Source organism: uncultured Roseobacter sp. (assembly GCF_947499265.1).
Lineage (GTDB): Bacteria > Pseudomonadota > Alphaproteobacteria > Rhodobacterales > Rhodobacteraceae > Roseobacter.
The window spans coordinates 57,496-82,498 of record NZ_CANMNK010000011.1; the positions used below are offsets into that span (position 1 = coordinate 57,496).

Sequence of the window (25,003 nt, forward strand, 5' to 3'; positions counted from 1 at the left end):
AAAGAGTCGTTCTTAGTCCAGCTCCGGCAGCACCTGAACACGATCCATAAGTGGACCAAGAATTCCCTTAATCTCGGTATCCTTGCGCAATGCTGCATAGGAATATGCGGTATGTCCATTGTCGTCAAAAATTGTGGGGTCAAAATCTGGAAGCTGTGCGGCTCGAATGATAAATTGAAGTGAACCCCAGCTTGCCGCCAAGTGCGCTGGAGTTTTTTGTGTCTTCGGGTGAATCGAGTTTATTGATTTTCCTTGGGATAGGGCCTTTTCCATTAGTGCGACGTCGTCGAAAATTGCAGCAACAAATAAATCTGCTGGAGGTTCTGCCGCGCTAGAATACTTTTTACTCACTACGTTGTTATTTTTAGACATTTTATATAGCCCCGTCAAATTTTTCTTTTAAATCGAATAGATAGGCTATATGGTCCCGGCGCTGTACTAGCGAAAAGCTCGATCCAAATTGAGGCCCTTGATCTCCCAGCTCCTTTAAAAAACCATACAATAACAAGTTTTCCTCGCGGTGTTCATGGATCGCATTTTCGCTAATACTCACAAATGCTCTTTGTTCAGGAAGAGGTGCTTTCACCAAGGTAATCTCTTGGAAAATTCGTTTTTGCTGCCAATCAAAAAGCTCTGTAGCATATACCGTTGCTGCAGTTATGCCCGAAAAACCGATCCCAGTGTCAAAGACAGACGAGCAAACAAATGTTGCCAGCACACTAACCCTGTTAGGTGTTTCGTTTGCGGGGACAGTATCGTCAATATGCAACTTGTCCTCACCATTCTCTACTACACCAAAGCCATATGAAACGAAAACGCCGCGTGCGCTGTCGCGAGCAGCGTGGTCGTCTAGTCGTCCGAGGAACGAGAGCAGGGTAACATCAAAGACACGTTCATCTTGAAAATCAAACCCGATTACGGTTGTAATGGGCGTCGCCGAGTTCGTCGACTCGTATAGGAAGAACCTGCTTTGGAGATGCTGGTAAGCGACTTCGTAAGCGTCTTTTGCGTTGCGCCGACCAAACATTTCAAAAAATGCATCGCGAAGATAGGTGCGTTTCGCCTTGCCAAGTTTGGAACGTATCCTGTCGTACTCGGCTGTTCCGTCGAGTGACCTCAAGAACTTGTCAACATAAACGAATGCCCTGTCCGCTATTACGGCAGTGCCATTCTCGTGAGCGTGAAATGAATTACTAAGCGATTTGAGTTTCTTGGGATCGTTTGAGTTCTCGTCACTAAGTGTACGCAGAATATGTGATGCCATTCGATGCCATCCTATATTTCTCCGGGTTCCGCGTGATTTTGCGTCCGCATCGAGAAAGTCACGATACTCGATTAGAACTTCCATCATTGCTCGTTTGTACTGTTCCGGAAAATAAGGCAGGCGCGCGTCGGTGTTTGCCTTGCGGGTTCTGTCACCACTGCTTCTTTCTTGAATTTTTCGAAACCGGAGAATGTTTGCGCCGCTGAGTTCCTCAGCAGTGCTTAGGCCTGAGCGCTTCTTTTTGCCGCCAGGTGGGGTTTCATCGGGCAAAACGTGCGCCTTCCTCGAAGTGGAACGTGGATAGTTCAATGGAGATCAGACCGATGAATCGTAGTAAATCCCAGCAACATTCTCAACTGAAACGCCTCAAGAAGAAACCCCTTCCGCCCTTGTCGAAGGTATTGTTGCCGGTGAGTGCGGCGGGGTCTGGTGCGATGCTGACGATGGCTTTGCCGGACTTGATCGGTGCGGACGGTGCTTTGGATCACGCAAAGTGTGTGATCATTGGGGCCAGCGGGACATTTACGCTGTTTGCGATCAATCGCTTTGCCATCGAGAAAGGGGCGCTGCAGGCGGCGATTGGCTCACTGAGCGCAGGCATTGTCAGTGTCACATCGGTTCTGTTGCTTGGCGGCGGGTTTTTCACAGCGACCTATGCGGGCTTTGTGATTGGGGAGACGGATCGTCTTCGCATTCATGAGTATTCAACCGCGCAAGAGGTGTGGGTTGCTGAGCGGTCACGCGCGGCACAAGATGCAGCAAGCGCCGCGCCGGCACTGAATGCCATGATTGATGATCTGGCTGTCAAAGTGCAGTGCGAGCGGGTTTCAAGCTGTGTCAGTGGTATTGGCAATGGCGGAGAGGGTGATGTCTTTCGCCAACTCTCCGGCGTTCTTGGTAATGCGCGCGCTGTTCGAGCCCAGCTCGCTGCGGGTCAGGACAATGAAAACGTTGTCGCCGCCCAACTTGCCGGACTTCAAAGCGCATTGCGCGACACTATTGCTGATGGATCGCTTTCAGAGACAGAGCGCCGCTTGCAAGCGGAGCAGATCGCGCGTGAAACCGCTCCAGCGCTGAACGCATGGGAACAGGCGGCACCGCTGGGTCTTGTTTCGGGCTTTGTGTCGCAACTTCTGCAGGAAGGGCGTTCCACACCGCAAGACCGCTTGCTTGCGTCCTATGGCGCACAGATCGCATCAACAGTGCAGCCTGAGACAAGCGCAGTTGAAGAGCCGCCTGTCTTCCCATCGCCAACCGGTGTGTCGGACACGCTGGGATATATTGGTCATTTCTTGCCCATCGCTCTGTTGGTTGCTGTGATTGAGCTGATCCTGCCGATCACGCTGTGGTTTTACACCTTCACTGATTTGCGGGCGCGTCTGGAACACGATGAGACCAAGCCGCCTGTGCCTAAGCGGCAGCGTCGTACCTCATCCCCCAAAACCAAAGGAGATCGCCATGAGTAAGCGTAAGAAAGACACCGATCAGTTGCCCGCGCCTCGGGTGCCGTCGAAGCCTAAGCCGCCGGTGCTGGAACGGATGGAACCGCGCTATGAGCCGGTACGCCGCCCGCTGGATCGCAATCGTTTGATTTTGTGGGTCGCTGCGATTGCCGTTGCCGGGCAGATGATCATGCCGGACCATCTCAAGCCCTTCAAACTGGCGGGGGATGCGGCGGCGCAGTTTCACGGGGCGCTCTTTGATGAGGTGAACCGCAAGGAGCTAGAGCTCGCTCAGCAGCAGGCAATCGCCCAGAAGATGGCGGACCTGCAGGCGGAATATGCAACGTGGAAGGGGCTGTGTTCTCTTACCAATGTCTTCGACCCGATGATGGGGGCCGCGTGCATGCGGGCGGCGGATGCGCATTATCAGAGTGCGCTGGCGCAGATTAAAAATTCTGAGTTGATCTACCGGTAGATGCCATGAGCGATACTTCCAAACGCCATCCTGTTACATCTTCGGGGACATCTGTTGCCAAGCAACATGTTCCTGAGGGGCGGTTGTCGCCTGATCAATCAGCAGCACCTGCCTTTGAAGACGCTGGCGAAAAGACAACGACCGTAGACGCCGCATCGGCAGTTGTTCGTGATGAAGCAGAAGGCGGCGGTGATGCGGACCGCTTTGAAACGATCAAGGCAGAATGCCGCTATTGTGGCAGGTCTTTGGACATGGACCCGTCCCTGTGACCGGTTACCGCGATCTGCCTCGCGGCACAGACAGATGCGAGGGGGAGAGCCCCCTCGCAACAAGTCGTTTCGCAACACCAGATGAAATTACAGCATTGGCCTATAAGGATGGTGATATCCTGCTCGGCACGTTGCCAGTGGCGTCACCGGACGCGGTGCGCGAAATCGAACAGCTCCGCGCGAAACAAGAGGATATTGCGGCAGACACAGCGCGCGATGCGCATCAACGCTCGCTAGAGATTGACGTCCTGCAGGAGCGTATTGATGATCTGGCAGAAACAGATCAGATGGACATCGGCTTTCGCGATGATCGCCACCATTTGATTGTTGCCGGAAACCGCGCCGGGAAAACCAGCACAATCCTGATCCCCAACTTGTTGCGCTATCCGGGCAGCGTCATTGTCACGGACCCGAAAGGTGAGTTGGCGGCCAAGACAGCGGCACATCGCGGCAAGCCGGTGTCTGAAGGCGGACTCGGTCAGACAACTTTTGTGATGGACCCGTACGGGACATCACGATTGCCCCAAGAACAAATGGCGACATGGAATGCGATTGATCTGATCCGTGGTGAGGATGACCTGGGAATAGATGTCGCGGCAAGCATTGCCGACGCCCTGATTGTCCGCACCAATGCAGAGAATGAGCATTTTGATGATAGTGCCCGCATCCTGATCAAGGGGCTCATCCTGTTTGTGGCGGCGACTCACAAAGGCCGTGCGACGCGCAATCTGGTCAGCGTCTATGAATATCTTATGTGTGGCGCGCCCTTAGAGATGGCGCGGGATCGCAGCGGACCACCTCAAAAAGATGATCCAACGCCGTTTGAATATCTTCTCGGTTTGATGAAGCGCACGGATGCCTTCGACGGGGTGATTGTTGGAGCGGCGGAAGCGCTGCTCTCCATGGGAGATCGCGAACGCGGCTCTGTCCTATCGACCGCGCGCCGATCAATGGAGTTTCTTGAGCGCCGTCCGATGCGGCGTCTTTTTGCTTCTTCCAGCTTTGATTTGGATGCTCTGAAGACCGATCCAAAGGGTGTGACGCTCTATCTGTGCCTGCCGCCGCAACGCATGCACGATTGTGGACGCTTCTTGCGCCTCATGATCTCAATGATGCTGGAACGCATATACGCAATCGAAGGACAACCCGCATCAGGTCATCCAGTGCTGGCGATGCTCGAAGAGTTCCCTGTGCTTGGTCACATGACCTTAATCGAGCAAGCGGCGGGCTATGCGGCGGGTTTTGGACTGAAGATGATGATCGTTATCCAGGATTTGACGCAACTCAAGCGGCATTACCGCGACGGCTGGGAAACATTCATAGGCAATGCCGGATGCATTCAGGCGTTTGGTAATAACGACCAAACCACCCTTGACTACTTCTCCAAGAAGCTTGGTGAGTGCGAGGTCGTTCAAACCACGCACAACATCTCGACGGCGTCAGGTCATTCAACCAATGATCCAAGCGCCCAGGCACAGATGCAAAGTGCGATGTCCGGCAGAGGTGAAGCCGCCATCCTGACAGGTCCACTGGGGCTCTTGGCTGACAACGTTTCTACCGGCTCCAGCACATCCACAACAGAGAGCTGGAACACGCAAAAGCACCGCACGCCAATGCTTCTACCTGATGAATTGCAGCAGTTTTTGCGACGAGAAGATGAAGTGCAACTTGTTCTAATCAATGGAGAATATCCAATGTTTATGCGGCGCAGCACATGATGTTCTGTAAATGTTCTAGTGGTTGTGGTATACTGAGTATAGATGACAAGCGGACTGTTCGCGCCATTGGCGCGAGGTTCGCTTTTTTGTTGGCCGCAGAGAAAGGAGGTCAGAAATGCCTGATGATCTAACGTCCAAACATGGTGCGCACCGCGCACTCAAGATCGATGTCGCCAAGTATCAGGCGATGATTGATGATCCGGGCTTGAGCGAGGATCAAAAGCGCGAGTTTATTGAGGCACTGTGGACGATCGTGATCGCCTTTGTCGATCTGGGGTTTGAGCTGCATGACACAGACCTTGCCTGTGGAAAACTCAGCCATCCGGACGATCCCACCTTTGGATCAGAACCGGATGTGGTAGTGTTGGAAACATTCCTAGCCTCAAAATTTGAAAGTGCGTCCGCCGCCGTTGATGCGAAGAACACGAAGGAGTCCGTCCATGAAGACAAAACAAAAACCTGATAATTTAACGGAACGCATTGCTGTCGTGTATGGACGTGTGTCCTCGATTAAACAAACGGTTGAGGGATCAGGTCTCAGTTCACAGGAAACCCGCTGCCGCGAGTTTGCCAAACATAAGGGCTATACGGTCGCGGAAGTCTTCACTGATGATATGTCAGGCTCGTTCGCAGCCCGTCCCGGCATGGACGCCATGCTTGCCTGGATCAAAAAAAATCGAAATCTGAGCCCTGTGGTTCTCATTGATGATATCAGCCGCCTTGCTCGCGGTTTAGAAGCCCACCTCACGCTGCGCTCTGAGATCAGTTCTGCTGGCGGCACGCTTGAAAGCCCCTCAATTGAGTTCGGTGAGGACTCTGACAGTATTCTTGTCGAGAACTTACTTGCGTCTGTGGCACAACATCAGCGCGAGAAAAACGGCGAGCAGACGCGCAACCGCATGCACGCGCGGACTTTGGCGGGCTATTGGTGCTTCAAGGCACCGATTGGCTACAAATACAGTCGTGTCTCCGGGCACGGGAACATTCTGGTCAGAGATGAACCCTATGCGTCGATCATACAGGAGGCGCTGGAAGGATATGCCGCCGGGCGTTTTACGTCACTTGCCGAAGTGAAAAGGTTCCTTGAGAAACAGCCGGATTACCCAAAATGCCTGCCAAACGGGGAAATCCGGATGCAACGCGTCAGCGAGCTGCTGAGCCGTCCGATTTATGCCGGATATGTGGAAGCACCGAATTGGAACATCTCTTTGCGCAAGGGGTATCATGAAGGTTTGATTGATCTACAAACCTGGCAGAGAATTCAGGACCGCAAGAACGGGCGCAAACTGACGCCGTTTCGAAAAGACATTGCCAGCGACTTCCCAATGCGCGGGTTCGTAAACTGCGCTGATTGCAACAATCCGATGACTTCCTGCTGGTCAAAAGGCGCGCGCAAACGTTATGCCTATTATCTCTGCGACACAAAGGGGTGCGAGTCATACCGTAAATCTGTACCGCGCGCGAAGATCGAAGAGGGTTTTGAAAGCATCTTGCAAGGTCTGCAACCAACAGAGAGTTTGTCCAAAGTTGCGAACGCGATGTTCATAGATCTGTGGGATGCACGTTTGACCAACGCCGTCGCTGATCAAAAATCGCTCAGAGCTGAACAAGATAAGATCGCCAAGCAATCTGACACCTTGCTGCAACGTATTGTTGATGCCACCAGCGATGCCGTGATCTCTGCCTATGAAAAGAAGATTGACTCACTGGAACGCCAGAAGCTTCTTATCGCAGAAAAGCTCTCAAAAACTGTGCCGCCCGCTGGGCGTTTCGAACACTGCTTCGAACTTGCAATGAAATTCCTGTCAAACCCTTGGAAAATATGGTCTTTTGGCGATCTCACAATGAAGAAAACGGTGCTCAGATTGGCTCTGTCAGAGCCGCTCACATATGATCGAAAAGAAGGTTATCGAACACCCAAAACATCCTTACCTTTCAAGGTGTTAGGTGACCTCAAAAACCCTCTGTGTAAAATGGTGCGGATGAGAAGACTCGAACTTCCACGGGTGTTACCCCACAGCGACCTCAACGCTGCGCGTCTACCATTCCGCCACATCCGCACGCTTGGGAACGTCCAGCGTCTTTAACCTGCTCTGGCAACCTTGTGAAGAGCCATTTTATGAAAACACCATGATGTGTCACGCGTAGCCACAGAGGGAACTAGGCCCCCAGGGATCAGGCACGCCTCTGAAGGCATAACCAAAGAGAAGCTACCTCTTTCCTCTTGTATTTTGGCCTCAGGCAACCGACCTTCGATCAAGCTGATGCCGATGGAGCACACCATGAAATCCCCTTCTGAAACTCTCGATACTATGCAAATCGATATCGTTTCAGACGTGATGTGTCCTTGGTGCGTTATCGGATACAAGCAGTTGGAGAAGGCGCTGACCGCGACCGGATTGAATTTCGATTTGCGCTGGCACCCCTTTGAACTCAACCCGGGGATGCCACAAGACGGGCAAAACCTTGCCGAGCACATTGCGGAAAAATATGGTTCGACCCCCGCCCAATCCGAGGAAACACGCGCGCGCTTGCAGCATCTGGGAGCGGATCTGGGGTTTGAATTCAATTTTTCAGATCGCAGTAGAATCGTAAACACTTTCCGCGCGCATCAGTTGCTGGATTGGGCAGAGACAGAAGGTAAACAACACGCGCTCAAACTGGCACTCTTCGCGGCACATTTTACCGACGAGCTGGATGTTTCGGATGACGGCGTTTTGGTTCAAGTGGCGCGTAGCGTTGGCTTGAATGCGTCGGACGCGACCGACGTTCTTTCATCTGGCGCATATGCGCAATCGGTGCGCGACAAGCAGAAGTTCTGGACGTCGCGGGGGATATCCGGGGTGCCTTCGGTGATTTTCAGCGGTAAATACCTTTTGACCGGCGCGCAGGGTGCAGAGACCTACGCAGACGTCTTGCGCAAAGTGCAGGACGAGACGGCGGCGGCCTGAATTGGCTTTGCGGCCCGGTCCACAGTGCGTTAGGGCATCCCAATGGTGGAATGGATTGTATCGGACGGGCTGACCGACTATCGCACGGCGGAGCGTTGGATGGAGACGCGCGCCGATGCCATTGCACACGGCTCGGCATCAGAATGCATTTGGCTGGTCGAGCATCCCCCCCTCTATTCCGCGGGCACCAGCGCAAAATCGGATGATTTGATAGATCCCGAGCGCTTTCCTGTCTTTCCCACGCGCCGCGGCGGTCAGTACACCTATCATGGCCCCGGTCAGCGGGTTGCCTATGTCCTGCTGGATGTCGGCGCACGTGGACGCGACGTGCGGAAATTCGTACAGCAACTGGAACGTTGGGTGATTGGAACGCTGGATCAGTTCAACGTCAAAGGTGTGGTCCGGGAAGGGCGTGTCGGAGTTTGGGTCGAGCGGCCTGATAAAGAGAGCAATAGGGATGGGCAGATGCCCGAAGACAAAATTGCGGCGATCGGCATCCGATTGCGAAAATGGGTCAGCTTCCATGGTGTTTCGATCAATGTTGAGCCTGACCTGAGCCACTTTACCGGCATTGTTCCTTGCGGGATCAAAGAGCACGGGGTGACCAGTCTCGTGGATCTGGGCCTGCCTGTTGGTCTGGCGGACGTGGATCTTGCACTCCGCGCGCAATTTGCCGATGTGTTCGGCGATGAACCCGTCACATCGCAGACCAATCTGAACCAGCCCTTTAAAGACGCTTAACTGCCGACGAGCTCATGGTATTCATGAATAATCGTTTGCACGTCGCTCTTGTCGATCGGCTTGGTGATGAAGCGGTAGACATGCGGATCCCTATGCGCACGCTCCATGTCCTCGCGCAGCACTGATGTGGACAGCATGATAATCAGGGTGCTTGAACTCCGAAATGGTACGGGCAGCTTGGCATATCTCTCCAGAAACTCGAACCCGTTCAGGCGCGGCATGTTGATGTCCAGCAGGATCAATTCAGGCATAGGCTTGTTGTCATTCACGCGTGCCTCGAGATATTCCAGTGCGGCCAAGCCATCCGTTGCGACATCAATGGAGTCGACCAGACCAGAGCGGTCCAATATACGCTGATGCATGAGATTGGTAACCTTGTCGTCATCGACAAGGAGCACCGTCCCAAGGGATGCAAGTGTCGTCGTCACAGGCGCTCCGGCTTGTTTGGCAATTGAAATGAGAAACAGCTACCCTTTCCGACCTTACTGGAGGCATGAAGGCTGCCCCCCACGCGATCCAGCACCCGGCGGATGGAATAAAGGGAAACGCCAGCACCGTCCGGTGTGCTGTGCGCGCGTTTAAAGAGACCGAAAACCTTGTCCTGATCGCGCGGCAGATCCACGCCGGACCCGTTGTCAGTGATCGAAACCTCCACCCCATTTTCAAGCTGTCGAGACTGCACTTTGACACGGGGACGGCGCTCAGGCGCACGATATTTGATGGCATTCCCGATCATCGATTGCAGGATGTTCTCCATCTCGCGGGGTACAAACCAAACGGTTTGCACGTCAAAATCGCAGGAAACCACAGCGTTCGCTTTCATCATCTGGAAATGCAGATTGACCAGCGCACGCTCCGTGACGCTCTTAAGGTCAACCTCCTCGAACACTCCAAATGTCCCGGAGTGCGCTTGCGCCACACAAATCAGCGCATCCAGCTTCTCCCCAGCCTGGTGACAGGCATCGCGCATCCAGCTCAGTGTTTCCGCATGTTCTGGCGGCAATTCTCCCTCTGCCTCGGACAGCATATGGGTGAGGCAGATCATATTGTTGATGGGGACTTTCAGATCATGTGTCGCCACATATGTCAGGTCCTTGAGATCTCGATTGACGTCGTTTAACTCCGCTGTGCGCCGCGCCATGCAGACGCCCAATTCGCTGTTGAGAACCTCCAGCGTCTCCGTGCGCGCTTCGACCCGGGCCTCCAGCGATTCGTTCACCTCAATCAGTCGCGCCTCGTTCTCTTTCTGCGCGGTGATGTCGACGGCGATGCCGATGTGGCGCAGGACCGCCCCGTCATCCGAAGTCTCAAAGATGCTATCGATGCTGCGCAACCAAAGCTCATTGCCCTGCTTGGATTTGACACGGTACTCAAAGGTTGTTTCGGTCCCTATGGGCAGCGCCTGTAAGGATTTCAGATAGTCGAACAATGCATCCTGATCGTCCTCATGGATGATCGTGGGGAGCAACGTCTCCCCCAACGAACAGACCTCTTCCGGTGAATACCCCAAAAGATCGGCAATCGTGCAATTGGCGTATTCATTGGACATCGTTGCATGGTTGAAAATGTATATGATGCCCGGCACCAGCTCCGCCATCCGTGTCCAGAACGCAATGCTGCTTTCGTCCACCACCGCAGATGTCGCCTGAATATTTTGCGGTTGCACCACCTGCATTTCGGATCTTTTTACCTCATTAACCCATGACGAGAAGTCGTCGACACCTGCGCAGGAAAGTGCCTTAGTAACATTAAGCGTGCGTAAATGAGCGCCATGATGATTTGAATTGAGCGTAAAAATATTCAATCTATGCGTGTTTTGAGCCTCATTGGTGCATTCCGCCAGGAAATTTCTGGGACTGTGACAAATACGATCATTGCTCCTGTCAACAACTCTCTCTAAAACAAGTAGGACTCTGGCGCGTGGCATGGGAACCGTTGCGCGCCATTTAACTACTTAAGCAGGAGGCAAGAGCATGGCAGACGCAGCCATCCACGGCCACGAACACCATGATGAACGCGGGTTTTTCACCCGTTGGTTCATGTCCACAAACCACAAAGATATCGGTATTCTGTACCTGATCACGTCGGCCCTCGCCGGCTTCATCTCGGTCGCCTTCACCGTCTACATGCGGCTGGAGCTGATGGATCCAGGCGTTCAATATATGTGCATGGAAGGGGCACGTCTGTTCTCGTCAGGCGAGGCTTGCACCCCCAATGGGCATTTGTGGAACGTGCTGATCACCGGCCACGGCATTCTGATGATGTTCTTTGTCGTGATCCCCGCGCTCTTCGGCGGATTTGGCAACTATTTCATGCCCTTGCAGATCGGCGCGCCCGATATGGCATTCCCGCGCATGAACAACCTGTCGTTCTGGCTCTACGTCGCAGGCACCTCGCTGGCGATCTGCTCGGTGCTCGCACCGGGCGGCAATGACCAGTCGGGCTCGGGCGTGGGCTGGGTGCTCTACCCGCCGCTCTCGACGCTTGAGGGTGGCTTCTCGATGGACCTCGCGATCTTCGCGGTGCACGTCTCCGGCGCCTCCTCGATCCTGGGGGCGATCAACATGATCACCACCTTCCTGAACATGCGCGCGCCCGGCATGACGCTCTTCAAGGTGCCGCTATTCTCCTGGTCGATCTTCGTCACAAGCTGGTTGATCCTGCTGTCCCTGCCGGTTCTGGCGGGTGCCATCACCATGCTGCTGATGGACCGCAACTTCGGCTTCACCTTCTTTGATCCCGCGGGCGGCGGCGATCCGGTGCTCTACCAGCACATCCTGTGGTTCTTCGGCCACCCCGAGGTCTACATCGTGATCCTGCCCGGCTTCGGCATCATCAGCCACGTCATCGCGACCTTCGCGCGCAAGCCGATCTTCGGCTACCTGCCGATGGTCTGGGCCCTGATTGCCATCGGCGCCCTGGGCTTCGTGGTCTGGGCGCACCACATGTACACCGTGGGCATGTCGCTTAACCAGCAGGCCTACTTCATGCTGGCCACGATGGTTATCGCGGTGCCGACGGGTGTGAAAATCTTCAGCTGGATCGCCACCATGTGGGGCGGGTCGGTGACCTTCGAAACACCGATGCTCTGGGCCTTCGGCTTCCTCTTCCTCTTCACCGTGGGCGGTGTGACCGGTATCGTTCTGTCGCAGGCCGCCGTGGACCGCTACTACCACGACACCTACTACGTGGTGGCGCACTTCCACTACGTGATGTCGCTCGGGGCCGTCTTCGCCATCTTCGCAGGGATCTACTTCTACTTCCCCAAGATGACTGGACGCATGTACCCTGAATGGGCGGGCAAGCTGCACTTCTGGGCGTTCTTCATCGGGGCCAACCTGACCTTCTTCCCACAGCACTTCCTGGGCCGTCAGGGCATGCCGCGGCGCTACATCGACTACCCGGATGCATTTGCCTACTGGAACTGGTGGTCAAGCGTCGGTGCCTTCATCAGCTTCGCGTCCTTCCTGTTCTTCTTCGGCGTAATGTTTTACGCCCTGCGCGCCGGCAAGAAAGTGACCGAGAATAACCCCTGGAACGAATACGCGGATACGCTGGAATGGACCCTGCCGTCGCCGCCGCCCGAACACACGTTCGAGCAGCTGCCAAAGCAGGAAGACTGGGACAACAAGCACGCGCACTGATCCCGCTCAGCCAAGACACGCTCAAAAGGCCCTGATCCCCGATCAGGGCCTTTTTTTGCCGATCCCCCTACCCGATTGCAGCGCCTCTCCGCCGGAACGGCCGTGTGAAGATTCGTGAGTGCGCGTGACGGAACAGCCTGCGCGCATGATGCGTTTCCGTTCCAATGACAGGAAAGGAGAGACATATGTTCTCGACACGCATCACCTCTACCGCGCTTGCCGCAGCCATTGCATTTGCCCCTGCTGCCCGGGTGGCCGCCGACGGCAAGGATTTCATCGCTGGTGCCCTGATCGGCGGGGTCGTGGGCTCCCAGATCCAGAAAAACGTGACCCGCAACCGCGCCAATCAACAGTCGATCTTCACAGCGCCTACACAACGCCAGGCCACCACACAGAAACGCACCTACCGCGCCGCGATCCCGGCTACGCAGGAAGGCCGCGAGATTCAGGCTTCGCTGAATTACTTTGGTTTCAACGCAGGCACCGTAGACGGGCAGCTGGGCGGTCAGACCCGTTCGGCGATCTCGGAGTATCAAAGCTACATGGGCTACGAGCCCAGTGGGCACCTGACGTCCTTTGAAAAGGAGTTGCTGCTGCGGTCCCATAACCGCGCCCAGGCGGGTGGCGATCAGACCTTCCGCCAGATTGCCGCAACCCCCGACGGCACGCGTGGCCTGCTGAAGACCTACCGCGCCGAGTTTGCCAATGGTGCCTCGACAGGCACCACAAATGTCTATGGCGAGCAGCGCGCCTTTACCAGCGACTACTAAGAGGTTCGTGATGCCCTGGCACGCCGTTCTGTCTTCGGTGTGATCCTCGGTTCCATTCGGCATCATGGCTGACTGACCGCCGCGGCAGGCCCTGCGCCGCGCGGCGGGCTTTTTCTATAAGCGCTCGACCTCATAGGCGGGCGTGATCCCGACACGGTATGGCAAGCGGGTCTGCCATAAATCAGGGCTTCCCCGTCGTCTCGCCTAGGCAAGGCTACCTGTCGCATTGCTTCGCACGCGACGCCTCGGTAAACTCATTTCATGCCCTATCAGTGGACATCGGACCCCGGCGATAGCCCGCAAACCCTCAAGCTCTGGCCGCATAACTCGCTGCCCGCCCGAGGTATGGCAGCCTTTGTTCTGGCCACCTTCACACTGATCTGCATCCCCACCCTGCCCTTGCTCGGTTCACCCATCCTCTGGGGCCTGTTGCCCTTTTTGCTGGCAGCTGTCTGGGGCATCTACTACGCGCTACAGCGCAATCACCGCGCGCGCCAGATCACCGAAGTGCTGACGCTTGATGAAGAAGACGCGCGGCTTGTGCGGCAGGACCCAACGGGCGAAGTGCAGGAATGGGATTGCAACCGCTATTGGACGACGATCACCAAATACGAAACAGATGGGCCCGTGCCCCATTACGTCACCCTGAAAGGCAAAGGCCGCGAGGTCGAAATCGGGGCGTTCCTGAGCGAAGATGAACGGGTGTCGCTCTATGATGAGCTGCAGATCGCCTGGCGGCGTTAGAAATCGCACCCGAAATGCCGGGCCGCAAGGGATCGCGCGCGCTTCGGTTCCAGCTTCCAGCAACAGGCGATTTCCCAGGCCGTCAAGCCGCGCTGAATGTCATTACCGGGTGGGTCGCTAACAACTTGCGCTGTATCGAATATCCGCAAATCGACACGCGCCTCATCCCAATCGATCAATGCAGGCTGGCCGCTTGGGGTCAGGATCAGATTGCCAGTGCCAATGTCTCCGTGAATGACCCCCCGATCACCGTCCGGCATCCCGGCCCAGGCGCCACGCAACTGCTCCAAAAGGCCCGTCGGCATCACCGAGAGGTCGACATCACCCCCCTGCTGCACCGTTGTCAGTTCGAGGGAGGAGGCGAACCCGGGACGCTGCTCAATGCCGGTGCTCGCTTCGTGAAAGCGTTTAAGCCTCCGCGCGACTTCCGGCATCCGATCTGCCGTAAATTCGGCGCCATCGATAAAGGGCTCACAGGTCCACCCGTTTTCCAGAATATGCCCACGTCGGCTTCGTACATGTTTGGGCACCTGAAACCCAGCCTCGCGGGCCGCTGCCTGAACTGGTTCAAGCCACAACAGGCTCTCAGCGCTGCGCCTGCTCGATTTGAAAACCAAGGCAGGGTGATGGCCAACGGCCGTTCGGAAGGCGCTGTTGCGATGGCCGCCGCGCAGGGCCGTCAGCGGGCCATCGTATCCCCACAAACGCGTGTCGGGTGGCGCTTTGGGCATCGGCATTCCCTCACCGACCGCAGCCGAATGTCGAAATCAGCTCAACCGCGCTTTGACCTTCGGGCCAACGGCCCCAAAGTCGATCTGTCCTGCGTATTTGGATTTCAGAATGGCCATGACCTTGCCCATGTCGCGAATGCTATCGGCCCCAACCTCGGCCACCGCTTCGGCCACCGCTTTTTCGGTTTCAGCTTCCGACAGCTGCCGCGGCAGGAATTCCTCAATCACTTCGATTTCAGTCTTTTCCCGCTCCGCAAGATCAAGACGCCCGCCCTCTTCATAGGCACGCGCACTTTCAAGCCGCTGCTTTGACATTTTGCTCAGGATCGCAAGAACCTCGGCATTGGGCACACCATCCTCGTTGCCCTCGGCCCGGGCTGCAATATCTTTGTCCTTGATCGCCGCATTGATCAGGCGCAGAGTGGAGAGCCGATCGGCGGCCTTGTCTTTCATGGCCTGTTTCAGTGAAACAGAGACTTTTTCGCGCAATTCCATCGCAAGGCATCCTTCAATGATTAACCGCAAATAACTGCGGCAAGGCATCTTCGAGCCTTGGACCTTATCCAATGCAACAGGCCGCCGCAACACAATCCGCTGCGTCATCCTGTGTCAGAATACCGGGAATATGTCCAGAAATGGGCCTTGACCCCCCTCAGACGCGCGTCTAGTTTCCGTCAGATTTCACTGCCGCCCCTGCCCGAAAGGATCGCCCATGCAGCCGCCTGCGTCCGACCGCCCAACCGCTTGTCTGGCGCTTGCTGACGGGACCCTCTTTTACGGGAGCGGGTTTGGTGCCACCGGCCAAACCGTCGCGGAGCTGTGCTTCAACACCGCCATGTCAGGGTATCAGGAGATCATGACCGACCCTTCCTATGCCGGGCAGATCGTGACCTTCACCTTCCCGCACATCGGCAATGTCGGCGTGAACCCCGAGGACGATGAAACCGGCGATCCCGTTGCCGAGGGCATGATCGTCAAGTGGATGCCGACCGATCCCTCGAACTGGCGCGCGGTGCAGGATCTGGATGCCTGGCTCAGCTCGCGCGGACGCATTGCCTTGGGCGGCGTCGATACACGCCGCCTGACCCGTGCGATCCGGCAATCCGGCGCGCCGCATGTGGCGCTTGCCCATGATCCGGAAGGCAATTTCGACGTCGAAGCGCTTGTTGCAGCCGCACGTGCATTCAGCGGGTTGGAGGGGCTTGATCTGGCCCGCGAAGTCACCTGTGCACAGTCCTATCACTGGAACGAAATGCGGTGGGCCTGGCCGGATGGCTATACGCCGCAGACCGATCCCAAACACAAGGTCGTGGCCATTGATTACGGCGCGAAACGCAATATCCTACGCTGCCTTGCAAGTGCCGGATGTGATGTGACCGTTCTGCCTGCCACGGCGAGTTATGACGATGTGATGGCACACAACCCGGATGGGGTTTTTCTCTCAAACGGGCCCGGTGACCCGGCGGCGACTGGCACCTATGCTGTGCCAATGATCCAGCAGGTCTTGTCGGACACGGATCTGCCGGTTTTCGGGATTTGCCTCGGGCACCAGATGCTGGCGCTGGCCTTGGGCGCCCAGACGATCAAGATGAACCACGGGCACCATGGTGCCAACCATCCGGTCAAGGATCATGACACCGGCAAGGTCGAAATCACCTCGATGAACCACGGCTTTGCAGTCGATGCTCAGACGCTGCCTTCCGGCGTGCTTGAAACGCATACCTCGCTTTTTGACGGGTCGAATTGCGGCATTCGGGTTGATGGGCGCCCTGTCTGGTCGGTTCAACACCATCCCGAAGCCAGTCCGGGACCGCAAGACAGCTACTACCTGTTTGAGCGTTTCGCCGAAGCCATGGCTGCACGCGCCGCCTGAACCGCGCAATGCGCCTTTAGGTTGAAAAGTGTTAACTTAACAGATCATTAACCCTGTTCTGACAGCGTGCCACCGTTGAGTTTATGCAAGGCACGCGACGATGAACAACCTGCGGCTGGTGCTGCCTGACCCGGTGCCGGAACCGGATCTGACAGCGCCCGCGATCACATATGAACCGATCGGCCGTATGCTGGTGGATCGGGGCAAGATCGCGCATACCGATCTTGATCACGCGCTGAAGATCCAAGGCCATATTGATGCGCCGCTGGGTGAGATCATGGTGTCTGAGGGTCTGCTTGCCAAGCGCGATGTGCTGGGCGCCCTGGCCGCGCAATGCCATGCACAAGACGCCGATCTGGACCTCGACCCACCCGAACCCAAGATGGCCGCCTGCCTGCCCGCCGATGTCTGCCTGCGCCACGGGGTTGTGCCGTGGAAGCGGGACGGGTTGCGGATCCTCGTCGCCACCAGCAGCCCTGCGGATTTCGCAGCGCTTTGCCAGACAATGAAACGGCGCGGGTTGTCGCTTTTCCCGGTGATCGTTGACGAATTGCAGATCCAATCACATCTCAGTCGTCTCTACGGGGATGAATTGGCGCAAAAGGCCGCCACCCGTGTGCCTTCGGCGGAAAGCTGTCGCAGTTGGGCCAGCGCCGGGCAGCATCGGCTCCGCTGGGCGGCTGCGCTCTGCGGCTGCCTGCTGGTGGCCTGTATCCTGGCGCCCGCCTGGACCTTCACCCTTGGAGTGCTCTGGGCGGTCCTGACCTTGCTGATGACCACCGGCATGAAGGCGGCCGCCTTTGCGGCGCAATTGGCCCACAAACCGCCACCACGCCGCATCAACTATGATCTGGGGACGGCCAAGTTCCGGCTGCCACGGGTCTCGATCCTTGTGCCCCTACTCAAGGAAAAGGAGATCGCGGGGCAGTTGATCGCCCGGCTGAGCGGGCTGACATACCCCAAATCCTTGCTCAACGTAGTGCTCGTGCTGGAGGAAGGCGACACGATGACCCGCGAAACCATCGCGCGCACCGAGCTGCCCGATTGGATGAGCGTGATCGAGGTTCCCGGCGCGGGGGATTTGACAACCAAGCCGCGCGCTCTGAATTACGCGCTCGATTTCTGTCGCGGCAGCATCATCGGCGTCTGGGACGCGGAAGACTGGCCCGAAGCAGATCAGATCGAACGCGTGGTCACACGTTTCAACGAAGCGCCGCAAAACGTCGTCTGCCTGCAAGGGGTGCTGGACTATTATAACTCCCGCACCAACTGGCTGTCTCGATGTTTCACCATCGAATACGCCACATGGTGGCGGGTGATCCTGCCGGGGATCGCCAAGCTGGGTCTGGTGCTGCCTTTGGGCGGCACGACGCTGTTCTTTCGCCGCGATGGGCTGGAGAAACTGGGGGGATGGGACGCGCATAACGTCACCGAAGACGCCGATCTGGGTGTCAGGTTGGCGCGCCATGGCTATGTGACGGAACTGCTGCCGACGGTCACCCATGAAGAGGCCACAAGTCGCGCATGGCCCTGGGTGCGGCAGCGCTCACGCTGGCTCAAAGGGTTCATGATCACGTATTTCGTGCACATGCGACACCCCAGACAGCTGCTCCGGGACTTGGGGCTCAAACGCTTCCTGGGCCTGCAGACCATTTTCCTTGCAACCTTCTCGCAATTTGCCGCAGCCCCACTGCTGTGGTCCTTTTGGCTCACGATCGCTGGTTTCACACATCCTGTTGAGGTCACATTGGGCAGTCAGGTCGTTTGGGCGTTGGCTGGCTTTTTTGTCTTTTCAGAACTTCTCAGCCTCACGATGGGCATCTACGCGGTCTCCGGTCGGGCGCATCGGCACCTGATCGGTTACGTGCCGACGATGATGTTCTATTTCACGCTGGGCGCGCTGGCCAGCTACAAGGCGCTTTGGGAAATGGTCCAAGCCCCGTTCTTTTGGGACAAAACCCAGCACGGCGTCTCGACCCAGACAGATGTGACCTAGCTCTCCTCTTCGCGCCGTGCCGCGTCCTGTTTGAGGCGCGTCATGAAGGCCACGGAAATATGCTCGCGCAGCGCCTGATCCGCAGCGTCCGAATCCTTATGCTCGATCGCGGTGACGATGGCGTCATGTTCGGCCTGCGCAATTTCACCGCGACCTTGGGCCGCGAGCGATGTAGTGGCCATCAGCGCCATGGTGCGGTGCACCAGATCCAGCTGCTGCACCAGATAGCGGTTATGGGAGGCCAGATGCACCTGCTTGTGGAACCGCCGGTTCGCGCGGGAAAGAGCCGCGGGATCATCGGTGAGCGCATTATCGGCCTCCACCATCTCCCGCAGAATGCGGATCTCTTCATCGGTCGCGTGCTGCGCAGCAAGACGCGCAGCCAAGCCCTCCAGCTCGCGCCGCACCACGTATAGCTCAGCCATCTGATTGTGATCCAATGAGGCCACGATCAAACTGCGCCCGTCCCGCGCCAGAAGCGACTGTGTTTCCAGGCGTTGCAGCGCCTCGCGAATGGGCGTGCGCGACACCCCAAAACGTTCGGCCAGCTCGCTTTCGACAAGCCGGTCACCGGGGCGATAGACGCCCAGATCAATCGCATCCAGAATCATTGAATACGCGTCTGTCTGTTGTGGTTTTTGCAACCCCATCGCCCCCGCCTTCTGCCATACCGGTTCGATACCTTAACGAGGCAATCCGCGGTCGTGCAACCCTGTGCTCTTGCCTGCGCGCATCGCGCGGCCTAGGTATGCGCCATGCCAAAAGATGCCTTTTCCGATGTCAGCGCCTGGGTCTTTGACCTTGATCACACGCTTTATCCGCCCTCGGCGCGGCTATTTGACCTGATCGAGGTGCGCATGACTGCCTATGTCATGGCGGCCTTGAACGTGGATCACGCGGAGGCCGACCGGCTGCGCAAACATTATTGGGCCACCCATGGCACCACCCTGGCCGGGCTGATGCGCGAGCATGATGTCGACCCGGGCCCCTATCTGACGGATGTGCACGATATCCCGATGGACAGCCTGGCCCCCGATCCGGTTCTGGCGTCGCAGATCAGGCAGCTGCCCGGGCGCCGCATCGTTTATACCAATGGCTGCGCGCCTTACGCCGAACGGGTCTTGGAAGCGCGCGGGCTTGGAGGCCTTTTTGACGCCATCTATGGCGTGGAGCATGCCGATTTCCTGCCGAAACCGGATCATGCGGCATTCGATACCGTGTTCCGCAAGGATGGGCTTGCCCCCGAAACCGCGGCGATGTTCGAGGATGATGCCCGAAACCTGAAAGTTCCACATGATATGGGAATGCGCACGGTGCATGTGGCTGAAACACGCGGATCCGGTGCGCATATCCACTTTCACACCGACGATTTAAGTCAGTTTTTAAGCGCTCTTCTCTGATACCCTGCGACAATCCGGCCTCTGTGAAAGGCCTCGTTCACCCCTATCTGTCATGCAACCAGACGATTGAGGGACCTGATAATGACAATTGCCGCCGACACACGCGCGCTGCCTTTCTGGCAACGTATGTTTTTTAAAATCCCGGTTCTGGGGTGGGTCGCGCGCGACCTGATGTTCGGCGACAAGAACAATGTGTGGTTTGCATTGATCGGGTTTTTCAGCCTTTGGATGAGTGCGGCGCTGACATTTGGATTGCCGGGGCTTTATTTGCCTGCGCTGGCCCTAGTGCCGGTTATTTTTGTGATCCTGCTTTTGATCACCAAAGGGTAGTGTCGCTGGCCTTTACCGCCGGATTTGCTTAACTCTGAGGATGGGGCATGGAGGCAGGATGTCAGACAACACTTGTGATATTTTGATCTCAGGCGGCGGTATCGCCGGGCTGACTGCGGCGGCGTTGTTCGGGACAGCAGGTTTTGACGTCATCTGCGTCGACCCGACGCCCCCCATCACGGACCGGGATCATCAAGGCGCAGACATGCGCTCCACCGCCATGCTGCAGCCCGCGCGCCATGTTCTGGAGACGGCGGGTCTTTGGGACAGGCTGCTGCCGCACGCGTCGCCCTTACAAATCATGCGGATCGTCGATGCTGGCGGCGAGATTGCGGAGCCGCGCGTGACCCGTGACTTCAATGCGGCGGATGTGTCGGATCTGCCCTTTGGCTGGAACTTTCCAAACTGGCTGTTGCGCCGCGAAATCCTGGCCCGGCTGGACCAATTGCCAAACGTGGATTTTCGACCCGGCACCAGTACAACCTCACTGTTCACCCGTGAACGCGAGGCCCGCGTCGGTCTCAGCGACGGGTCAAAAATACGCACCCGGCTGGTGATCGCGGCAGACGGTCGTGGGTCACCCATGCGTCAGGCGGCGGGTATTGAGGTCCATACCAAACGCTATGGGCAAAAGGCGCTGGCTTTCGCCGTCACCCATCCCATCCCGCATGAAAACGTCTCCACCGAAATTCACAGGACGGGGGGCCCTTTCACGCTGGTTCCGCTGCCGGATCACAATGGATTGCCCTCCTCGGCGATTGTCTGGATGGACGATGGGCCCTCGTCGCAATCCCGGATGGCGATGGATGTCGAGGAATTCGAAGCGGAAATGTCAGCCCGCAGCTGTCACCTCTTTGGACCCCTCAAGCTTGCGTCGCAGCGCACCATCTGGCCCATCATCAGCCAACAGGCCGCGCGGTTGTCGGGTGAGCGTCTTGCGTTGATTGCGGAGGCGGCGCATGTGGTCCCCCCCATCGGGGCGCAGGGGTTGAACATGAGCCTGGCCGATACCGCCACCCTGCTGTCACTGGCACAAGAGCGCCCCGATGAGATCGGAGATCGCCGCATGCTCGATGCCTATCACAAGGCGCGCTACAGCGATATTTCCCTGCGGGTTCAGGGCATTGATATCCTGAACCGCGCCAGTCAAGTCAGCACCCCGATGTTGCGCGATGCCCGTGCTGCAGGCCTCAATGCGCTCTACTCCATGGCGCCCGTGCGCAAGACGCTGATGCAAATGGGCCTTGGCGTGAAGTAAGGTGCCTTACAGGACCTGATCGATCACCCGTTGCAAACGCCCCACGGTGCCATCGACGTCATAGAGCTTGTCCAACCCGAAAAGCCCTAACCGGAACGTCCTGAAATCCGCAGGTTCATCACATTGCAGCGGGACACCGGCGGCAATCTGCATGCCTTCGGCGGCGAATTTCTTGCCGTTCTGAATGTCCGGATCGCCGGTGTAGCTCACCACCACACCCGGGGCGCCGTAACCTTCGGCGGCAACGGAAACGACACCCTTGGCGGCCAGCATGGCGCGCACCGCATCACCCAACCGCCATTGCGCTTCCTTCAGACGCTCAAAACCATAATTTCTGGTCTCAAACATCGTATCCCGGAAAGCACGCAACGCATCCGTCGGCATGGTCGCATGATAGGCATGGCCACCATTTTCGTAGGCCTGCATGATGCTGTGCCACTTGCCAAGATCAATTGCAAAACTGTCCGACTGTGTCTCCGCCAAGCGCGCCTCGGCGCGCTCCGACATCATCACGAGCCCTGCGGATGGGGAGGCCGACCAGCCTTTTTGCGGCGCGGAGATCAACACGTCGACGCCGAGGGCGCGCATATCAACCCAGGCGCAGCCCGATGCGATGCAATCCAGCACCATCAACGCGCCCACATCATGGGCGGCTTTTGCCATGGCCGCGATGTAGTCATCGGGCAGGATCACGCCAGCGCTGGTTTCCACGTGTGGGGCGAAAACCATATCGGGTTTCTGCTCGGCAATGGCCGCGATCACCTCGTCAATTGGTGCCGGAGCAAAGGGCGATGGCGTCGCATTGCCGGTCTGGCGTGCTTTCAAAACACTTGTGTTTGCCGTCAGCCCGCCGGTCTCGAAAATCTGGCTCCAGCGGTATGAAAACCACCCATTGCGGACCACCAGGACCTCCGCACCGCGCGCAAATTGCCGCGCCACCGCTTCCATAGCATAGGTGCCGCCGCCCGGGATGATGGCGACCGCATCCGCTGCGTAGACCTCTTTCAGCATCGACGACAAATCGTTCATGACCTGCTGAAACGCGGCGCTCATCGAATTCAAAGACCGATCGGTGAAAACGACCGAAAATTCTTCCAGTCCCGTTGGATCAACGGTGTCGAGCAATGCTGGCATGATCATACCTCCCTGAGTTCGGGATAGGCGTAACCGGTCGCATCGGGCTTGGCAAAGTCTACTTATGTATACACCGAGGGTCCGCCTCGGAACGGGGGCACCTATCGGAAACCTCTGACGCCGACCTTAGCCAATCGGGCCGGTACGGCGCTCTTCGCTCAGCAAAACATTCGCCTCGACCTCTCCAACACCGGGCAAAGTCATGATCCGACGGCGCAGGACCCGTTCAAAATCCGGCAAATCCCGCGCCACCACACGCAACCGGTAGTCATAGAGCCCCAACACATGCTCGACGCGCTGCACTTCGGGGATGGCGCTGACCGCGCGCTCGAAATCCTCCAGGCTGACGCGTCCCTTGGTCGCCAGTTTCACGCCCAGAAAAACCGTCACCCCAAACCCGAGCGCTTCGGCGTTCAGACGCAAGTGACGCCCCTTCAGAACGCCTGCGCCTTCCAGCTTGCGCATTCGCCGCCAAGTCGCGGGTTGCGACAGGCCGAGATGCCGCCCCAGGGTCCCGGCACTTTGGGTGGCATCCCGCGCCAAGGCCCGCAGCAAGGCCCGGTCTATGTCGTCCAGATCAATCATAGCGGCAAAGCCTCTTCCGCCTTGATCTGCGCGATCTGCATCAGCGCCTCGATGTCCGCGATGTGGGGCAGCGTCAGAATGCGACGTCGATAGATGTCCTGATAGTGGGGCATGTCGCGCGCGATGATGTTCAACCGCACATCGACCCGCCCCAGAAAGGTCTGTATCTCCGTCACCTCCGGCACATCGCGCGCGGCCGCAATAAAGTCGTCAAAGGCGCGTGGCTGCGTTTTATCCAGCGTCACCCGCAGCGAAACCTCGACCGAATAGCCCAGTGCGGCCCAGTCGATGACCGCGCATATGCCTTCGATGATGCCCGTTTCCTGCATTCGGGTGATGCGCCGCGCGACCTTGCCCGACGTGCTGGCGCAACGCTCAGCCAGTTCAGCCGGGCTCAGGCTTGGATCAGATTGCCAATGCCGCAACACGCGGCGGTCAAAGTCGTCAAGCATGATTTTTTTACTTATTCTTATTTCAGCGAATAGTTTTTCGATAGTTCCAGCCATATCTCTTGTATCTGGTGATGGCAATCATCGGAAGACCCCGTAATTTGGTCGCAGTTTTTCACTCACTCAAAGGACCGCCAAAATGCGCGTTTATTATGATCGCGACTGCGATGTTAACCTGATCAAAGACATGAAAGTGGCCATTCTGGGCTATGGCAGCCAAGGGCACGCCCATGCGCTGAACCTGCGCGACAGCGGCGCCAAGAACCTCGTTGTCGCGCTGCGCGAGGGCTCGCCATCGGCTGCGAAAGCCGAAGGCGAGGGCCTGACGGTCATGGGCATCGCCGAAGCGGCGGCCTGGGCGGATCTGATCATGTTCACCATGCCCGACGAATTGCAGGCCGAAACCTACAAGAAATACGTGCACGACAACATCCGCGAGGGTGCCGCCATTGCCTTTGCCCACGGTCTGAACGTGCACTTCGGCCTGATCGAGCCCAAAGAAGGCATCGACGTCGTGATGATGGCCCCCAAAGGCCCTGGCCACACCGTGCGCGGTGAATACACCAAAGGCGGCGGCGTGCCCTGCCTGGTTGCGGTGGACAAGGACAGCTCCGGCAAGGCGTTGGAAATCGGTCTCTCCTATTGCTCCGCCATCGGCGGTGGCCGCTCCGGCATCATTGAGACCAACTTCCGCGAAGAGTGCGAAACCGACCTCTTCGGGGAACAGGCCGTGCTCTGCGGTGGCCTCGTGGAACTGATCCGCATGGGCTTTGAGACACTGGTCGAGGCGGGCTACGCGCCCGAAATGGCCTATTTCGAGTGTCTGCACGAGGTGAAGCTGATCGTGGATCTGATCTACGAAGGTGGCATCGCCAACATGAACTACTCGATCTCCAACACGGCGGAATACGGTGAATATGTTTCCGGTCCGCGGGTGCTGCCCTATGACGAGACCAAGGCCCGGATGAAAGCGATCCTGACCGACATCCAGACCGGCAAATTTGTACGTGACTTCATGCAGGAAAACGCTGTGGGTCAGCCCTTCTTCAAAGGCACGCGTCGCATCAACGACGAGCACCAGATCGAAGCCACCGGCGAAACCCTGCGCGGCATGATGCCCTGGATTTCCGCGGGCAAAATGGTCGACAAGGCCAAGAACTGATCCTTCGATCCGGATCGAACCATTCTCGGTTCCAAACGCACTATTATGAACGGGGCGGCGGTGACCG

Annotated in this window: 26 protein-coding genes, 1 tRNA gene and 1 pseudogene; 17 read left to right on the plus strand and 11 right to left on the minus strand. The window is 57.3% G+C overall.

What is annotated here, in order from left to right:
* Positions 1 to 12 precede the first annotated feature (12 nt).
* Both Q1A63_RS23345 and Q1A63_RS23350 read right to left on the minus strand, forming a co-directional pair.
* A complete protein-coding gene (locus Q1A63_RS23345; protein ID WP_299632603.1) occupies positions 13 to 372 on the minus strand; it encodes a hypothetical protein in 360 nt (119 codons plus the stop codon).
* A 1-nt stretch (position 373) separates the two neighbouring features.
* Positions 374 to 1,534 (minus strand): hypothetical protein, encoded by a 1,161-nt coding sequence (locus Q1A63_RS23350; RefSeq protein ID WP_299632604.1) that lies wholly within the window; start codon positions 1,532 to 1,534, stop codon positions 374 to 376.
* Positions 1,535 to 1,653: 119 nt separating this feature from the next.
* On the opposite strand from Q1A63_RS23350, the gene Q1A63_RS23355 reads away from it, so the two are divergent.
* From Q1A63_RS23355 to Q1A63_RS23380, 6 genes and pseudogenes are all read left to right on the plus strand, one after another.
* On the plus strand, positions 1,654 to 2,730 hold the full coding sequence (locus Q1A63_RS23355; protein ID WP_299632606.1) for a hypothetical protein: 1,077 nt from the start codon (positions 1,654 to 1,656) through the stop codon (positions 2,728 to 2,730).
* Complete coding sequence (locus tag Q1A63_RS23360) at positions 2,723 to 3,181, plus strand: hypothetical protein (RefSeq protein WP_299632607.1); 459 nt, start codon at positions 2,723 to 2,725, stop codon at positions 3,179 to 3,181. The genes Q1A63_RS23355 and Q1A63_RS23360 overlap by 8 nt, the downstream gene beginning before the upstream one ends.
* A 5-nt stretch (positions 3,182 to 3,186) precedes the next feature.
* A complete protein-coding gene (locus Q1A63_RS23365) occupies positions 3,187 to 3,450 on the plus strand; it encodes a hypothetical protein (protein ID WP_299632608.1) in 264 nt (87 codons plus the stop codon).
* Positions 3,447 to 5,168: a type IV secretory system conjugative DNA transfer family protein gene (locus tag Q1A63_RS23370; protein WP_299632609.1), complete on the plus strand. Its 1,722-nt coding sequence runs from the start codon at positions 3,447 to 3,449 to the stop codon at positions 5,166 to 5,168. Before Q1A63_RS23365 ends, Q1A63_RS23370 begins: the two co-directional genes overlap by 4 nt.
* Positions 5,169 to 5,283: 115 nt before the next feature.
* Positions 5,284 to 5,631: a hypothetical protein gene (locus tag Q1A63_RS23375; RefSeq protein ID WP_299632610.1), complete on the plus strand. Its 348-nt coding sequence runs from the start codon at positions 5,284 to 5,286 to the stop codon at positions 5,629 to 5,631.
* Positions 5,609 to 6,637: pseudogene (locus Q1A63_RS23380) on the plus strand (recombinase family protein); the annotation flags it as partial. The gene Q1A63_RS23375 and the pseudogene Q1A63_RS23380, both read left to right, overlap by 23 nt.
* A gap of 505 nt (positions 6,638 to 7,142) precedes the next feature.
* Here Q1A63_RS23380 and Q1A63_RS23385 read toward each other — a convergent pair.
* A tRNA-Leu gene (locus tag Q1A63_RS23385) sits at positions 7,143 to 7,228 on the minus strand.
* A 222-nt stretch (positions 7,229 to 7,450) separates the two neighbouring features.
* On the opposite strand from Q1A63_RS23385, the gene Q1A63_RS23390 reads away from it, so the two are divergent.
* Positions 7,451 to 8,119 carry a DsbA family oxidoreductase gene (locus Q1A63_RS23390; protein WP_298976578.1) on the plus strand — a complete coding sequence of 223 codons (669 nt, stop codon included), beginning with the start codon at positions 7,451 to 7,453 and terminating at the stop codon, positions 8,117 to 8,119.
* Positions 8,120 to 8,161: 42 nt separating this feature from the next.
* Entirely contained in the window at positions 8,162 to 8,860 is a 699-nt protein-coding gene (gene lipB, locus Q1A63_RS23395) for a lipoyl(octanoyl) transferase LipB (protein WP_298976580.1), read from the plus strand.
* On the opposite strand, the gene Q1A63_RS23400 is transcribed toward lipB, so the two are convergent.
* Both Q1A63_RS23400 and Q1A63_RS23405 read right to left on the minus strand, forming a co-directional pair.
* On the minus strand, positions 8,857 to 9,288 hold the full coding sequence (locus Q1A63_RS23400; protein ID WP_298976581.1) for a response regulator: 432 nt from the start codon (positions 9,286 to 9,288) through the stop codon (positions 8,857 to 8,859). The two genes, lipB and Q1A63_RS23400, sit on opposite strands and share 4 nt — an antisense overlap.
* On the minus strand, positions 9,285 to 10,535 hold the full coding sequence (locus Q1A63_RS23405; protein WP_299632611.1) for an ATP-binding protein: 1,251 nt from the start codon (positions 10,533 to 10,535) through the stop codon (positions 9,285 to 9,287). The genes Q1A63_RS23400 and Q1A63_RS23405 overlap by 4 nt, the downstream gene beginning before the upstream one ends.
* 298 nt (positions 10,536 to 10,833) lie before the next feature.
* Here Q1A63_RS23405 and ctaD point away from each other — a divergent pair, with 298 nt between their 5' ends.
* The 3 genes from ctaD (at position 10,834) to Q1A63_RS23420 (ending at position 14,018) form a co-directional block, all read left to right on the plus strand.
* Positions 10,834 to 12,504 (plus strand): cytochrome c oxidase subunit I, encoded by a 1,671-nt coding sequence (gene ctaD / locus Q1A63_RS23410; RefSeq protein ID WP_299632612.1) that lies wholly within the window; start codon positions 10,834 to 10,836, stop codon positions 12,502 to 12,504.
* Between the two features lie 185 nt (positions 12,505 to 12,689).
* Positions 12,690 to 13,274, plus strand: coding sequence for a peptidoglycan-binding protein (locus Q1A63_RS23415; RefSeq protein ID WP_299632613.1), 585 nt, complete (start codon positions 12,690 to 12,692; stop codon positions 13,272 to 13,274).
* Positions 13,275 to 13,535: 261 nt separating this feature from the next.
* Complete coding sequence (locus tag Q1A63_RS23420) at positions 13,536 to 14,018, plus strand: DUF2244 domain-containing protein (protein ID WP_299632614.1); 483 nt, start codon at positions 13,536 to 13,538, stop codon at positions 14,016 to 14,018.
* On the opposite strand, the gene Q1A63_RS23425 is transcribed toward Q1A63_RS23420, so the two are convergent.
* Together Q1A63_RS23425 and Q1A63_RS23430 are read right to left on the minus strand one after the other, a co-directional pair.
* Complete coding sequence (locus Q1A63_RS23425) at positions 14,015 to 14,749, minus strand: phosphotransferase (RefSeq protein WP_299632615.1); 735 nt, start codon at positions 14,747 to 14,749, stop codon at positions 14,015 to 14,017. The genes Q1A63_RS23420 and Q1A63_RS23425 overlap by 4 nt on opposite strands.
* 36 nt (positions 14,750 to 14,785) lie before the next feature.
* Positions 14,786 to 15,244 carry a GatB/YqeY domain-containing protein gene (locus tag Q1A63_RS23430; protein WP_298976592.1) on the minus strand — a complete coding sequence of 153 codons (459 nt, stop codon included), beginning with the start codon at positions 15,242 to 15,244 and terminating at the stop codon, positions 14,786 to 14,788.
* A 217-nt stretch (positions 15,245 to 15,461) separates the two neighbouring features.
* On the opposite strand from Q1A63_RS23430, the gene carA reads away from it, so the two are divergent.
* Together carA and Q1A63_RS23440 are read left to right on the plus strand one after the other, a co-directional pair.
* Positions 15,462 to 16,622 carry a glutamine-hydrolyzing carbamoyl-phosphate synthase small subunit gene (gene carA / locus Q1A63_RS23435; RefSeq protein WP_298976593.1) on the plus strand — a complete coding sequence of 387 codons (1,161 nt, stop codon included), beginning with the start codon at positions 15,462 to 15,464 and terminating at the stop codon, positions 16,620 to 16,622.
* Between the two features lie 100 nt (positions 16,623 to 16,722).
* On the plus strand, positions 16,723 to 18,618 hold the full coding sequence (locus Q1A63_RS23440) for a glycosyltransferase family 2 protein (protein WP_298976594.1): 1,896 nt from the start codon (positions 16,723 to 16,725) through the stop codon (positions 18,616 to 18,618).
* On the opposite strand, the gene Q1A63_RS23445 is transcribed toward Q1A63_RS23440, so the two are convergent.
* Entirely contained in the window at positions 18,615 to 19,268 is a 654-nt protein-coding gene (locus Q1A63_RS23445; protein WP_298976596.1) for a GntR family transcriptional regulator, read from the minus strand. The two genes, Q1A63_RS23440 and Q1A63_RS23445, sit on opposite strands and share 4 nt — an antisense overlap.
* Before the next feature lie 105 nt (positions 19,269 to 19,373).
* On the opposite strand from Q1A63_RS23445, the gene Q1A63_RS23450 reads away from it, so the two are divergent.
* The 3 genes from Q1A63_RS23450 to Q1A63_RS23460 all read left to right on the plus strand — a co-directional run bounded on the left by Q1A63_RS23450 (position 19,374) and on the right by Q1A63_RS23460 (position 21,606).
* Positions 19,374 to 20,018 (plus strand): pyrimidine 5'-nucleotidase, encoded by a 645-nt coding sequence (locus tag Q1A63_RS23450; RefSeq protein WP_298976598.1) that lies wholly within the window; start codon positions 19,374 to 19,376, stop codon positions 20,016 to 20,018.
* 81 nt (positions 20,019 to 20,099) lie between these two features.
* Complete coding sequence (locus Q1A63_RS23455; RefSeq protein ID WP_298976599.1) at positions 20,100 to 20,348, plus strand: hypothetical protein; 249 nt, start codon at positions 20,100 to 20,102, stop codon at positions 20,346 to 20,348.
* A gap of 58 nt (positions 20,349 to 20,406) precedes the next feature.
* Positions 20,407 to 21,606 carry a UbiH/UbiF family hydroxylase gene (locus Q1A63_RS23460; protein ID WP_298976601.1) on the plus strand — a complete coding sequence of 400 codons (1,200 nt, stop codon included), beginning with the start codon at positions 20,407 to 20,409 and terminating at the stop codon, positions 21,604 to 21,606.
* Positions 21,607 to 21,612: 6 nt separating this feature from the next.
* Here Q1A63_RS23460 and Q1A63_RS23465 read toward each other — a convergent pair whose 3' ends face one another.
* The 3 genes from Q1A63_RS23465 to Q1A63_RS23475 form a co-directional block, all read right to left on the minus strand.
* Positions 21,613 to 22,740: an aminotransferase class V-fold PLP-dependent enzyme gene (locus tag Q1A63_RS23465; RefSeq protein WP_298976603.1), complete on the minus strand. Its 1,128-nt coding sequence runs from the start codon at positions 22,738 to 22,740 to the stop codon at positions 21,613 to 21,615.
* Between the two features lie 126 nt (positions 22,741 to 22,866).
* A complete protein-coding gene (locus tag Q1A63_RS23470; protein ID WP_298976604.1) occupies positions 22,867 to 23,325 on the minus strand; it encodes an Lrp/AsnC family transcriptional regulator in 459 nt (152 codons plus the stop codon).
* Entirely contained in the window at positions 23,322 to 23,777 is a 456-nt protein-coding gene (locus Q1A63_RS23475; protein ID WP_298976605.1) for an Lrp/AsnC family transcriptional regulator, read from the minus strand. The genes Q1A63_RS23470 and Q1A63_RS23475 overlap by 4 nt, the downstream gene beginning before the upstream one ends.
* Before the next feature lie 136 nt (positions 23,778 to 23,913).
* Between Q1A63_RS23475 and ilvC the strand changes: the two genes are divergently transcribed.
* Complete coding sequence (ilvC, locus tag Q1A63_RS23480) at positions 23,914 to 24,936, plus strand: ketol-acid reductoisomerase (protein WP_298921224.1); 1,023 nt, start codon at positions 23,914 to 23,916, stop codon at positions 24,934 to 24,936.
* The last annotated feature ends 67 nt before the right edge of the window (positions 24,937 to 25,003 follow it).

Excerpts from the sequence above, each read along its gene's own strand:
- Q1A63_RS23345 (WP_299632603.1), bottom strand. The coding sequence starts at position 372 with ATGTCTAAAAATAACAACGTAGTGAGTAAAAAGTATTCTAGCGCGGCA.
- Q1A63_RS23360 (WP_299632607.1), top strand. The coding sequence starts at position 2,723 with ATGAGTAAGCGTAAGAAAGACACCGATCAGTTGCCCGCGCCTCGGGTG.
- Q1A63_RS23365 (WP_299632608.1), top strand. The coding sequence starts at position 3,187 with ATGAGCGATACTTCCAAACGCCATCCTGTTACATCTTCGGGGACATCT.
- Q1A63_RS23375 (WP_299632610.1), top strand. The coding sequence starts at position 5,284 with ATGCCTGATGATCTAACGTCCAAACATGGTGCGCACCGCGCACTCAAG.
- Q1A63_RS23390 (WP_298976578.1), top strand. The coding sequence starts at position 7,451 with ATGAAATCCCCTTCTGAAACTCTCGATACTATGCAAATCGATATCGTT.
- lipB (WP_298976580.1), top strand. The coding sequence starts at position 8,162 with ATGGTGGAATGGATTGTATCGGACGGGCTGACCGACTATCGCACGGCG.
- Q1A63_RS23405 (WP_299632611.1), bottom strand. The coding sequence starts at position 10,535 with ATGCAGGTGGTGCAACCGCAAAATATTCAGGCGACATCTGCGGTGGTG.
- ctaD (WP_299632612.1), top strand. The coding sequence starts at position 10,834 with ATGGCAGACGCAGCCATCCACGGCCACGAACACCATGATGAACGCGGG.
- Q1A63_RS23415 (WP_299632613.1), top strand. The coding sequence starts at position 12,690 with ATGTTCTCGACACGCATCACCTCTACCGCGCTTGCCGCAGCCATTGCA.
- Q1A63_RS23420 (WP_299632614.1), top strand. The coding sequence starts at position 13,536 with ATGCCCTATCAGTGGACATCGGACCCCGGCGATAGCCCGCAAACCCTC.
- Q1A63_RS23425 (WP_299632615.1), bottom strand. The coding sequence starts at position 14,749 with ATGCCCAAAGCGCCACCCGACACGCGTTTGTGGGGATACGATGGCCCG.
- Q1A63_RS23430 (WP_298976592.1), bottom strand. The coding sequence starts at position 15,244 with ATGGAATTGCGCGAAAAAGTCTCTGTTTCACTGAAACAGGCCATGAAA.
- carA (WP_298976593.1), top strand. The coding sequence starts at position 15,462 with ATGCAGCCGCCTGCGTCCGACCGCCCAACCGCTTGTCTGGCGCTTGCT.
- Q1A63_RS23440 (WP_298976594.1), top strand. The coding sequence starts at position 16,723 with ATGAACAACCTGCGGCTGGTGCTGCCTGACCCGGTGCCGGAACCGGAT.
- Q1A63_RS23445 (WP_298976596.1), bottom strand. The coding sequence starts at position 19,268 with ATGGGGTTGCAAAAACCACAACAGACAGACGCGTATTCAATGATTCTG.
- Q1A63_RS23450 (WP_298976598.1), top strand. The coding sequence starts at position 19,374 with ATGCCAAAAGATGCCTTTTCCGATGTCAGCGCCTGGGTCTTTGACCTT.
- Q1A63_RS23455 (WP_298976599.1), top strand. The coding sequence starts at position 20,100 with ATGACAATTGCCGCCGACACACGCGCGCTGCCTTTCTGGCAACGTATG.
- Q1A63_RS23460 (WP_298976601.1), top strand. The coding sequence starts at position 20,407 with ATGTCAGACAACACTTGTGATATTTTGATCTCAGGCGGCGGTATCGCC.
- Q1A63_RS23465 (WP_298976603.1), bottom strand. The coding sequence starts at position 22,740 with ATGCCAGCATTGCTCGACACCGTTGATCCAACGGGACTGGAAGAATTT.
- Q1A63_RS23470 (WP_298976604.1), bottom strand. The coding sequence starts at position 23,325 with ATGATTGATCTGGACGACATAGACCGGGCCTTGCTGCGGGCCTTGGCG.
- Q1A63_RS23475 (WP_298976605.1), bottom strand. The coding sequence starts at position 23,777 with ATGCTTGACGACTTTGACCGCCGCGTGTTGCGGCATTGGCAATCTGAT.
- ilvC (WP_298921224.1), top strand. The coding sequence starts at position 23,914 with ATGCGCGTTTATTATGATCGCGACTGCGATGTTAACCTGATCAAAGAC.